This window comes from Caulobacter sp. 10L414 (assembly GCF_056395525.1).
In genome coordinates this window covers 124,996-136,055 of the sequence record NZ_JBFTJR010000004.1, presented here as the reverse complement: position 1 = coordinate 136,055, position 11,060 = coordinate 124,996, and the positions used below count along the sequence as shown (strand labels likewise).

At 70.8% G+C, this 11,060-nt stretch carries 10 protein-coding genes and 1 tRNA gene; 4 read left to right on the top strand and 7 right to left on the bottom strand.

Annotation, left to right across the window (positions count from 1 at the left end; translation table 11 throughout):
- Both AC1DCG_RS02770 and AC1DCG_RS02765 read left to right on the top strand, forming a co-directional pair.
- Positions 1–1,321, top strand: a 1,321-nt coding sequence (locus tag AC1DCG_RS02770) for a PTS sugar transporter subunit IIBC (RefSeq protein WP_477041366.1), incomplete at its 5' end; no start/stop codon positions are given.
- A 58-nt stretch (positions 1,322–1,379) separates the two neighbouring features.
- Positions 1,380–1,835 (top strand): hypothetical protein, encoded by a 456-nt coding sequence (locus AC1DCG_RS02765; RefSeq protein ID WP_477031085.1) that lies wholly within the window; start codon positions 1,380–1,382, stop codon positions 1,833–1,835.
- Here the strand turns inward: AC1DCG_RS02765 and AC1DCG_RS02760 are convergent.
- Positions 1,832–3,022 (bottom strand): MFS transporter, encoded by a 1,191-nt coding sequence (locus tag AC1DCG_RS02760; protein ID WP_477031084.1) that lies wholly within the window; start codon positions 3,020–3,022, stop codon positions 1,832–1,834. The genes AC1DCG_RS02765 and AC1DCG_RS02760 overlap by 4 nt on opposite strands.
- A gap of 201 nt (positions 3,023–3,223) precedes the next feature.
- Between AC1DCG_RS02760 and AC1DCG_RS02755 the strand changes: the two genes are divergently transcribed.
- Positions 3,224–4,225 (top strand): LacI family DNA-binding transcriptional regulator, encoded by a 1,002-nt coding sequence (locus tag AC1DCG_RS02755; RefSeq protein WP_477031083.1) that lies wholly within the window; start codon positions 3,224–3,226, stop codon positions 4,223–4,225.
- 42 nt (positions 4,226–4,267) lie between these two features.
- Here AC1DCG_RS02755 and AC1DCG_RS02750 read toward each other — a convergent pair.
- The 5 genes from AC1DCG_RS02750 to AC1DCG_RS02730 all read right to left on the bottom strand — a co-directional run bounded on the left by AC1DCG_RS02750 (position 4,268) and on the right by AC1DCG_RS02730 (position 7,723).
- Positions 4,268–4,357 (bottom strand) — tRNA-Ser (locus AC1DCG_RS02750).
- Positions 4,358–4,493: 136 nt separating this feature from the next.
- Positions 4,494–4,913, bottom strand: a complete 420-nt coding sequence (locus AC1DCG_RS02745; protein ID WP_477031082.1) for a PaaI family thioesterase — start codon at positions 4,911–4,913, stop codon at positions 4,494–4,496.
- Positions 4,914–4,982: 69 nt separating this feature from the next.
- Complete coding sequence (locus tag AC1DCG_RS02740) at positions 4,983–5,822, bottom strand: MBL fold metallo-hydrolase (RefSeq protein WP_477031081.1); 840 nt, start codon at positions 5,820–5,822, stop codon at positions 4,983–4,985.
- Between the two features lie 78 nt (positions 5,823–5,900).
- Positions 5,901–6,593: a hypothetical protein gene (locus AC1DCG_RS02735; RefSeq protein ID WP_240903632.1), complete on the bottom strand. Its 693-nt coding sequence runs from the start codon at positions 6,591–6,593 to the stop codon at positions 5,901–5,903.
- Positions 6,594–6,670: 77 nt separating this feature from the next.
- Positions 6,671–7,723, bottom strand: coding sequence for an RluA family pseudouridine synthase (locus tag AC1DCG_RS02730; RefSeq protein WP_477031080.1), 1,053 nt, complete (start codon positions 7,721–7,723; stop codon positions 6,671–6,673).
- Between the two features lie 84 nt (positions 7,724–7,807).
- Between AC1DCG_RS02730 and AC1DCG_RS02725 the strand changes: the two genes are divergently transcribed.
- A complete protein-coding gene (locus AC1DCG_RS02725; protein ID WP_477031079.1) occupies positions 7,808–10,108 on the top strand; it encodes a TonB-dependent receptor in 2,301 nt (766 codons plus the stop codon).
- A gap of 146 nt (positions 10,109–10,254) precedes the next feature.
- On the opposite strand, the gene AC1DCG_RS02720 is transcribed toward AC1DCG_RS02725, so the two are convergent.
- On the bottom strand, positions 10,255–11,028 hold the full coding sequence (locus AC1DCG_RS02720) for a dienelactone hydrolase family protein (protein ID WP_477031078.1): 774 nt from the start codon (positions 11,026–11,028) through the stop codon (positions 10,255–10,257).
- Positions 11,029–11,060 lie beyond the last annotated feature (32 nt).

The window sequence follows — 11,060 nt, the reverse complement described above, 5'->3', positions numbered from 1 at the left end:
CAAGCTGCCCGAGTACCTGGCCTTCTTCAGCGGCCGCCGCTTCGTGCCGATCATCTCGGGCGTGGCGGGCCTGGTTCTGGCCCTGCTGGTGGGYTTCGGCTACGACGGCATYAACGGMACGGTGGACGCGGCCAGCCGCGGCGTCGTCGGCTCGGGCGAGCTTGGCCTCTTYGTCTACGGCCTGCTCAACCGCCTGCTGATCGTCACCGGCCTGCACCACATCCTCAACAACATCGCCTGGTTCGTGATCGGCGACTTCCACGGCTCGACCGGCGACCTGCGGCGCTTCTTCGCCGACGACCCCAGCGCCGGGGCGTTCATGAGCGGCTTCTTCCCGGTGATGRTGTTCGGCCTGCCGGCCGCGTGCCTKGCGATGTTCCACACCGCCCGTCCCGAGCGCCGCAAGGCCGTCGGCGGCATGCTGGCCTCGCTGGCCCTGACCTCGTTCCTGACCGGGGTGACCGAGCCGATCGAGTTCTCGTTCATGTTCCTGGCCCCGCTGCTCTACGGCGTGCACGCGGTGCTGACGGGCCTGTCCATGGCGGTGATGAACGCSCTCGACATCAAGCTGGGCTTCACCTTCTCGGCGGGGCTGTTCGACTAYGTGCTGAACTTCGGCAAGGCCACYCGGCCGCTGTGGCTGCTGCCGATCGGGGCGGTCTATTTCGGGCTCTATTACGGCCTGTTCCGCTTCTTCATCCTGAAGTTCGACCTCAAGACCCCCGGCCGCGAGCCGGCCGAGGARGCCGCCGCCCTGGCCGCGGCCCCGGCCCCCAGCGCCGGCGGRCGCGGGGCCGACTTCGTGCTGGCCCTGGGCGGAGCGGCCAACCTGGTCAGCGTCGACGCCTGCACCACGCGCCTGCGCCTGATCGTCGCCGACCAGAAGGCGGTCGACGAGCCGCGTCTCAAGGCCCTGGGCGCGCGCGGGATCGTGCGGCCTTCCGACAAGGCCCTGCAGGTGGTGCTGGGTCCCATCGCCGACACCGTCGCCGGCGAGATCCGCCAGGCCGCCGGGGCAGGGGGGCAGGCCGTATCGTCCGCGCCCGCCGCCGCCGCTGCGCCGACCCAGGCCGTCGACGCCAAGACCGCCAAGGCCCTGCTGCCCGGCCTGGGCGGCGGCGCCAACATCCTCGCCGTCAGCGCCTGCTCCAGCCGCCTGCGTCTGGAACTGGCCGATCCTGCCAAGCTCGACGAGCCCGCCCTCAAGGCCGCCGGCGTGCGGGCGCTCGTCCGCCTCGACGGACCCGTCGTCCACTTGGTGATCGGGCCAAAGGCCGAGGCTGTGGCGCTGGGACTGGCGGCGGAGCAGCCCGTCGCCTGAACCGGCTTGGCCGCCTCCTGGCGTCGTGCAAGATGCGCGGCGTCTAGAGGGGGCGGACATGCGTGGATGGATGATGGCGGCCATGGCGACGATCGCCGGTGCGGCGATCGTCGGGCAGGCGCAGGCCTGCGCCGTGGTCATGCCGGCCGATCGTTCCTACGCCACGAAGATGCGCGAAGCGCGCCAGCGGGTGGAGGCGGCCGTCGCCATCGTCGACGGCGAGGTGGTGGTTCCTTACGGCGGTGAGGGGCGGCCGGCGGTGATCCGCGCCGAACGCGTCCTGCGTGGAACCGCTCTTGCCGAATACAAGGTCGGGGCCGAGACCTCGTGCGATATCGAGTTCCTCGACGTCGGCGAACGCTTTCGGGTGCTGCTGTACGGCGGTCCCGAGGTCTTCATCACCGGTGTCGACCAGTCCGAGGCCCTGTACGAGGACCGGGTCCTGAAGTCGGACCGCCGCAAGGTCTGGCCCTATCGCCCCGGGACCCCGGCGCCGAAGCCGGCCGGCCGTTAGGCCGCCGCCAGCTCCCGCTCGCGACGGTCGTCCCAGACGGCGATCGCCCAGATCACGAAGCCGCCGAACGCCAGGGCGCAGCCGACCCAGCCGGTCGAGCGCCAGCCCATGCCGGCGGCCACCGCCATGCCGGCCAGCCACGGGCCAAGCGCGTTGGCGGTGTTGAAGGCCGAGTGGTTCAGCGCCGCCGCCAGGGTCTGGGCCTCGCCGGCCACGTCCATCAGGCGGGTCTGCAGGGCCGCGCCCAGGCCGCCGCCGCAGCCGATCAGGAACACCACCGGGACCAGGGTCCACAGGCTGCCGACGGCCAGCGGATAGAGCGCCAGCGAGGCGGCGCTCCACAAGAGGATGGCGCCGACGGCCGGCATCAGGGCGCGGTCGGCGGCCCAGGCGCAGACCAGGGTGCCGGCGGTCATGCCCAGGCCGAACACCATCAGCACGCCGGGCAGGGCGGCGGGCGAGGCGTGGGTGACCTCGACCAGGGTCGAGGCCAGATAGGTGTAGACCGCGAACATGCCGCCAAAGCCGATGGCGCCGATGCCGAGCGTCAGCCACACGCGGCGGCTGGCCAGGGCCGACAGCTCGCGCAGGGGGCTGGCGTCCTTGGGCGCGGGCTCGCGCGGGGCCAGCAGGAACACCGAGACGGCCGTCAGGGTCGCCAGGATGGAGACGATGACGAAGCCCCAGCGCCAGCCGATCCACTGGCCCACCGCGTTGGCCAGCGGCACGCCGACGATGGTGGCCACCGTCAGGCCGATCATCACCCGCGCCACCGCCGAGGCCCGCTTGTCGGGCGGCGCCAGCGAGGCGGCGACCAGGGCCGCGACGCCGAAATAGGCCCCGTGCGGCAGGCCGCTGAGGAAGCGGAAGACGACCATGGTCTCGAAGGTGGGCGACAGCGCCGACAGGCCGTTGCCGATGGCGAACAGCACCATCAGGCCGACCAGCAGGGTGCGGCGGGCGATCCTGGCCGCCAGCACCGCGATCACCGGCGCGCCGACGACGACGCCCAGCGCATAGGCGCTGATGGCGTGGCCGGCCGTCGGCTCGTCGACGCCCAGGGTGCGGGCGAAGTCGGGCAGCAGGCTCATCGAGGCGAACTCGGTGGTGCCGATGGCGAAGCCGCCCAGCGCCAGGGCCAGTTGGACGAGCGCGGCGGAGGGGGCGCTGCGGGCGGGGACGCTCATGGCGGACCTTGCTTGAACGAGAAGCGGCGAGGCCGGTCGCGCACGCGCCTGCGCCCGCCCGGGCGTGAGGCCCGGCGGGACGGCGCGCGGTTAGGAGCCGCGCTGCGGTTGGTCGAATGTGTGCATAGCTATTCACTCGCCAGCCGGCGCGCAACCCTTTAAAGAGCGACCGAAGGGGAAAAGGGTGCGAGGGATCGCCGCATGAGCGGAAACTGGCGACCGCCGTCGTCGACCGACGTGGCCAGGGCGGCGGGAGTGTCGCAGTCGGCGGTGTCGCGCGCCTTCACGCCGGGCGCCCGGATCGCGCAGGCGACGCGCGCCAAAATCCTGGAGGCGGCCGAGGCCCTGGGCTATCGGCCCAACCTGTTGCCCAAGATTCTGCAGACCAACCGCTCGGGCATCGTCGCCGTCGTGGTCGGCGGCTTCTACAACCCCTACTTCGCCATGACGCTGGAGGCCTTCTCCAAGGCGCTGACTGCGCGCGGCCTGCAGATGATGCTGGTGCGGGTGGAAAGCGACCGCATCCTCGACGGCGTGGTCGACCAACTGGCGGGATATCGCGTCGACGCCGTGGTCTCGGCCCTGGCGCTCACCTCGCAGGACGCCGCCGACCAGCTGTCGAAACTGCGCATTCCGATCGTCACCCTGAATTCCGACCTGGCGGGCGACTGGATCCGTTCGGTGTCGTCCGACAACTTCGCCGCCGGTGCGGCGGCCGCGCGGCTGCTGTACGAGCGGGGCGGGACGCGCTTCGGCTTCGTGGCGGGGCCCGCCGACAGCCCGGCCCAGGTCGCCCGCGAGGCCGGCTTCGCCCATGGCCTGGAAGCGCTGGGACTGCCGCCGGCGATGCGGGCGGGCGGCGGCTACGACCACGCCAGCGGCGCCCGGGCAGCGCGCGACCTGTTCGCCGGCGCCGACCGGCCCGACGCCCTGTTCTGCGCCAACGACCTGGCGGCCTTCGGCGTCATCGACGTGCTGCGCGAGGACTTTTGCCTGTCCGCGCCGGGCGACGTGCTGGTGATCGGCTACGACAATCTMGACATGGCCCAATGGGGGCCCTACCGCCTGACGTCCTTCGACCAGGACATCAAGGCCCACGTGGCCGCGGCGATGGAACTGCTCGACCTCGAAGCCGGCGCGACCTGCGTGGCGCGCGTCGTGCCCTCCCGGCTGGTCGAGCGCGAGAGCACGCGGCGGGGCTAAGCGCTCAAGGCGCTTTGGTCGATCTAGTTTTTCAGGGGGTAGTGGCGGAGAGGGTGGGATTCGAACCCACGGTGCCCTTCCAGGCACGCCGCATTTCGAGTGCGGTACATTCGACCACTCTGCCACCTCTCCAGGGGGTCTTCGTGACCAGCTTTTGGCCGGTCTTGAGTGAGGGCGGGATACCTATCCGCGACGCTGGAAGAGCGCAAGAGGCTATGATGCGCTTTTTCGTCTTTTCGTGCGGCCGGCCGCGACCCTCCGTCGCGGCTCAGGCCTTCGGGTACAAAATCATCTGGGTGCAGCGGAAAAGCGCGATGGTTTTTCCCGTGCCTTCGGCGGTGACGACGGCGTCCCAGACCTGGGTGTTGCGGCCGCCGTGGACGAGCCTGGCCTCGCAGGCCACGCCGCCGTCGCGGGCCGTGCCCAGGAAGTTCGACTTCAGCTCGATGGTGGTGAAGCCGGTCGCGCCCTCAGGCAGGGAAACCACGCAGCCGTAGCCGCTGGCCGAGTCGGCCAGCGCGATCACCGCGGCGGCGTGCAGGAAGCCGTTGGGGGCCATGTGGTGGCGCGCAACCTCAAAGCGGCCGCGCACCAGGCCGGGCTTGGCCTCCTGCCATTGCAGGCCCAGGTGATCGGGCAGGCTGCCGGCCTGGACGGCGGTGAGATTGGCGCTCTGGTCGTCGGCCATGACGGGGCCTCCTGATACTTCACGTGCGAAGCATTAGGCGCGCCAGGGGCCGTCGTGGCAAGTGCGTTTTTAAAGAGAACGAATGTGCCGCGGCGGAAAGCGCACGCCGTTCTCGTCGGGCGAGGGCAGCTTGCCCGACCGCACGGCCACGTCGAGGGCGGCCAGGGTCAGGGCCGAGGGCTCGCCTGCCTCGCCGGCCCGGCGGGCGACGAACTCGGCTTGCGTCACCGGGTCGCCGGCGTCGGGATTGGCGGCCTTCTGGGCGGCGACGGTGGTGTCGGCGGCGGCCGGATCCTCGCCGGCCCAGCTCGACAGGATGCGAACGTCGTCGGGCAGGCCGAGCAGGCGGCGGGCGTCGGCGAACAGGCCGGCGGCGTCGGCGCCGGGCGCGTCGCTGGCGGGCAGGCCGGTGGGCAGGATGGCGTCGCCGACGAAGACCACGTCGCCGGCCTTGTAGGCCACCGCGCCGGGCAGGCGGCCGGAAAGAGCGATGGGGTGGAACTCGATCCCGCCCATGATCAGCGGCTCGTCGTCCTCGCGCGCCAGCTTGTCGAAGTCCCAGCCTTCCAGGTCGACGCCCTCGGCGCCGAGCGCGGGAACCAGGCGCTGCAGGCTTTCCAGCACATGGGCGCCGATGGCGACCGAGGCGCCGGTCTCGTACTTCAGGTGGCCGGCGGCCGACAGGTGGCCGGTGTGGACCGCGGTCTCGAGGATCCAGGTCGGGCCGAGGTCCCTCTCGCGAATGTCGGCGATGATGGCGTCGACGAAGGCGGTCGAGGTCTCGCCGGTGGCCGGGTCGAAGTCGAGCACCGGATCGACGATGGCGCAGAGCAGGGTCGCCGGATCAGAGACGAGATAGGTCACGCGCCCGCTGGCGGCGTGGTGGTACGCTGTGATGTCCGGCTGCATGCTTACGCCTGAAGGTCCCCGTTTGCGGGCACCATGACGGCAAGCCGTTAAGCTTCGGCGAACGCCGGAATCGTCTCGTCAGGGACGGTCGTCGATATCGCAGGGGCGCTGGGCGCCGCGCATCTGGGTGGCCCACAGCGGCTCGACGTAGCGGCCGTCGTCGGCGCGGACGCCGTCGACACAGCGCTCGGCCGACGAGCGGCCGGACATATCGAGCGACAGGGCGATCGATTGGCTCTTGCCGCCGCGGGCGAAGCCGTAGGGGCCGTAGCCATAGCCGCCGTACCCCAGGCCGCCATAGCCGGGCCCGTAGCCGAGGCCGTCGTAGCCATAGGCCCAGCGGCCGTTCTTGCCGTAGTCGGTCTGGGCGACGGCGACGCCCAGGGTGCCGGTCTCGCCGACCGGGAACAGGGCGGTGGCCGCCACGTGGCGATAGCCGCCGGTGCCCACCCCGACCTCGACGCTGCCGTGGACCTTGCGCTTGATCGGCCCGGCGTCGTCGTCGCGCGACAGGTTCAGCGGGCCGTCCTCGCTGGTCGTGCGGACCGGCGCGGCCTTCAGCCAGGCGTCGATCTGCTCCTGGGTGGTCAGCGGGCGGGTGGCCGCGGGCGCGGCCGGCGCGGGGGCGGCCTCGGCCTGGGCCGGGCTGGACGTCGCCTTGGCGGTGGCCACCACCTCGTCGTCGGCGCCGGCGGCGTGCGCCAGCACGGGCGCTGCGAGCAGGGCCAGGCCGAGAGGCAGGGTCTTAACGAGGCGGGCGGCGAACAGCATGTGACGGATCTCCAGCCCTCAACCGATACGCGGGCGGCGAAGCTGAATTAGGGCGCGAATGTTTCGCTGGCGCAAGTTCACAGGCGCTCCAGCCCCGCCTGCACCGCGGCCATGTCGGGGGGCAGGGGTGTCTCGAAGCGCAGGGTCTCGCCCGTCACCGGGTGGACGAAGCCCAGCACCGCCGCGTGCAGGGCCTGGCGGGAAAAGCCGGTCTCGACCAGCACCGCCTTGACCGGCGCGGCCGGGGCGCCGGCGCCGTAGACGGGGTCGCCCAGGCACGGCGAGCCCTTGCTGGCCATGTGGACGCGGATCTGGTGGGTGCGGCCGGTCTCCAGTCGGCAGGAAACCCGGGCGGCCAGCGGCTTGCCACCGTCGCCGCCGAAGGTGCGCTCGACCTTGTAGTGGGTGATCGCCTCGCGCCCGCCGCTCTTCAGCACCGCCATCTTCTTGCGGTCGTGCGGCGAGCGGCCCAGCCGCGTCTCGATCGTGCCCGACGACGGATGCGGCGCGCCGCGCACCAGGGCCACGTACACGCGGTCGATGTCGTGGGTGGAAAACAGGGCCGACAGGCCGCGATGGGCCGCGTCGCTCTTGGCCGCGACCATAACGCCGGAGGTTTCCTTGTCGAGGCGGTGGACGATGCCGGGCCGCGCCACGCCGCCGACGCCCGAGAGGCTGTCGCCGCAGTGATGCAGCAGGGCGTTGACCAGGGTGCCGGTCTCGCAGCCGGGGGCCGGGTGGGCGGCCATGCCGGCCGGCTTGTCGACCACGATCAGGTGGGCGTCCTCGTAGAGCACGCTGAGCGGGATGGCTTCAGGCTCGGGGATCGCCGGGGCGGGCGGCGGCTCGACCACCAGGTAGTCGCCGGCCTGGGCCTTGGCCGAGCCGTTGGTCACCGTCTGCGGCTTGCCGGCGCCATCGAGGCGGAAGACCCGCCCCTCGGCCATCAGGGCCTGGAGCCGGGCGCGCGACAGCTCGTCGAACAGCACGGCCAGGGCCTTGTCGAGCCGCTGGCCCGCCAGCGCGCCGTCGAGGCTGGCCTGAAGGCGGCGCTCGCCGCTCGCCTGGCCGGGGTCTTCGGCCTCCAGCAGATCCTCGATTTCGTCCTCGGCGTCGGCCACTCGTTTCACGGCTCCTTCACAACCCCGTCTTGCAGACGACACGACCGCTCCCTAGGGGCGGGGGCTCGTACAGTTGTTGGAGGGGAATAGTCCATGCGCGCCATCCGCACCACCTCGCTCGCCGGAGCCAGCCTGCTGGCCATGACGCTCGCCGGCCAGGCGCTGGCCGCCGACGCGCCGCCGTCGACCGAAGTCCAGGAAGTGGTGGTCACCGCCCAGAAGCGCGAGCAGAGCGTTCTGGACGTGCCGATCGCGCTGACCGCCTATTCCGGCGACACCCTCGAGGCGCTGGGCCTGATGGAGTTCGAGGAACTGGGCCAGTTCGTGCCCGGCTTCGACGTGCAGAACCAGTCGCCCAACAACCCCGGCTTCGTGATGCGCGGCATCACCTCCGACAGCGGCGAGGCCACCACCGAACCGCGCGTGTCGGTCTATCAGGACGGCGTGTCGATCTCGAAGTCGCGCGGCTCCTACGTCGAACTGTTCGACCTGGAGCGGGTCGAGATCGCCAAGGGCCCGCAGTCGACCCTCTACGGTCGCGGCGCCCTGATCGGCGCGGTCAACATCATCCAGGCCAAGGCCAAGCCCGACTTCGCCACGAGCCTGAAGGTCGAGGCCGGCGACTACGGCTACGCCATGCTGGAAGGCATGATCAACGTGCCGGTCAGCGACGTGCTGGCCGTCCGGGTGTCGGCCCGCAGCAAGAAGCGCGACGGCTATGTCGAGAACCTGCTGGACGGCGACGACTTCAACTCGACCAACACCCAGGCCGCCCGCGTGGCGATCGCCTACAAGCCCAACGACCGCTTCGCCCTGGACGTGCTCTACAACTACCAGCAGGACAAGCCGTCGGGCACCGCGTTCAAGTCGCTGACCTACGCCCCCACCGACCCGACCACCGGCAAGGTGATCGGCGACCTGGGCCGCAATTCGGGCGCGGCCCTGTCGACCGTCGCCGGCTTCGAGAACGACCAGGCGCTGGGCCTGAACCGCCGCCTGTGGAGCCTGACGGGCCTGGCCAGCTACAAGCTGACCGACGCCCTGACCCTGAACTCGACCTCGGCCTACCGCTACTTCACCGGTGAGGAAGTGTTCGATCCGGACGGCTTCTCGCTGCCGATGATGACCTTCGCCGAGGACGCGCAAGGCAAGTCGGCCAGCCAGGAACTGCGCCTCAACTATGACGCCGGCGGCCGCGTCACCGCCTTCGGCGGCGTCAGCTGGTTCTGGGAAGACGGCAGCCAGCGCGTGCCGATGGCCATCAACGAGAAGATCGCGGGCCTGTTCCTGACCGGCGCCCTGCCGCGCCCCAATGGCCTGTCGCTGCCGGTGATCAACGCCGTCGCCCCCGCGGCCCTGCCGTCGAGCCGCCTGGAAGAGTTCACCAACTACGGCGAGACCAACTCCTACGACGTGTTCGGCGACGTGACCTTCAAGGCTACCGACCGGCTCGAGCTGGCGGCGGGCGTGCGCTACACCTACGACGACAAGACCAGCGGCTACGGCGCCACGATCAGCAGCCCGTCGGCGATCATCTTCGCCCAGACCGGGCGCGTGGGCGGCCTGGTCGTCCAGCCGACCCCGACCCGCTACAAGGACTTCACCGACAACGGCGTCACCTACCGCCTGGTGGCCCGTTACGAGGTGGCCGACAACGCCAATGTCTACGGCTCGATCTCGACCGGCCGCCGGCCCAAGGTCGTGGCCGGCGCGACCCTGACGCAGATCGCCGCCGAGGAGGTCACCTCCTACGAGCTGGGCGCCAAGACCGCGCTGCTCGACCGCCGCCTTACGCTGGAAGGCGCCCTCTACCGCTACGACTACGAGAACTTCCAGACCAGCCAGCGCGACAGCGGCGGGGCGACCATCGTCCTCAACGCCGGCGAGGCCAAGGCCACCGGTTTCGAGGGCCAGCTGAACTTCCAGGCCACGCCGGACATCCTGCTGTTCTCGACCTACGGCTACAGCCACGCCCGGTTCGGCAACGGCCTGTTCGACGGCAACCGCTTCCGCCTGTCGCCCGACCACCAGGCCTCGATCGGCCTGAAGGTTTCGCGCGACACCCGGGCCGGCCGCTTCACCTTCCTGCCGACCTACACCTGGCAGTCGAAGATTTTCTTCGACAACAACAACGACATCGCGGCCCTGCAGACCACCACCGGCGCCATCAAGGACACCGTGCAGGACGAGGTGCAGAAGGCCTACGGCCTCTTGAACCTGCGCCTGACCTGGCAGCCCAAGGACAGCCCGCTGACCTTCGGCGCCTTCGCCACCAACGTGCTGGAGCAGGACTACATCAAGGACGCCGGCAACACCGGCGACGCCTTCGGCATCCCGACCTTCATCGCCGGCGAGCCCCGCTTCGTGGGCGTGTCGGTGTCGATCAAGCACTGACGTGAAGACCCTTCTCCCCTTGCGGGAGAAGGTGTCGGCGTAGGCCGACGGATGAGGGGTCTCTCAGATCTCAACGCCGCGATAGTCGATCGGCTGTCGCGGCGTTTCTGTAGGTGCGACCCCTCTCCCGCAAGGGGAGAGGGAAGCTACGCGAACAGCCCGGGCTTCGGCGCGACGGCCTTCAGCGCGGCGCCGAAATAGTCCTGAACGTCCTGGAACAGGTCCGGCCGATAGATCGCCCGCGGGTCGTTGGCCTTGTCGTCGTCGAAGGCGTGGGTGGCGTCGGGGTAGAGCTTGAGGTCGACCTTGACGCCGTCGGCGGTCAGGCGGTCCAGCGCCTTCTTGGGATAGCGCCAGCCGACCACGCCGTCCTTCTGGCCCAGCACCGACCACACCGGCGGCGCGCCCGGCCCCCAGCCCCGGCGGCTGGTCATCGAGGGATAGGCCGCATACGGATAGACCAGCAGCGCGCCCTTTACCTGTCTGCGCAGGGCGACGGCGTCGGCGTCGGGCAGGCCGGTGGCGCTGGGGGCCGAGGTTCCGGCCGCGTAGGCGTCCATGATCGTCCAGGCGCCGTGGCTCCAGCCGGCCAGGAACACCTGGTCGGCCCGCGCCCAGGATTGCGTCTTCAGCCAGGCCAGGGTCCCGAAGATGTCGGCCGCCCGCTTGGCGCCGTGCAGCGTCATCAGGGTGCAGACGAAGAGCTTGCCGTCCAGCGTGCTCATGCCGCGCGGCTTGAACGAGTCGAGCACCACGGCCGCGTAGCCGGCCTTCACCGCGACCTCGGCGTAGGTCTCAAGGAACGGGGTCTTGCCGCCGCAGCCGTGCAGGATCAGCGCCACGGGGAAGGGGCCCAGGCCGGCGGGCTTGAACACCCGCGAACGGGAGACGACCTTGGCTCCCCAGGCTGTGCTGTCCATGCGCGTCCGTCCTTGGTTATCCGCCCGCCCCC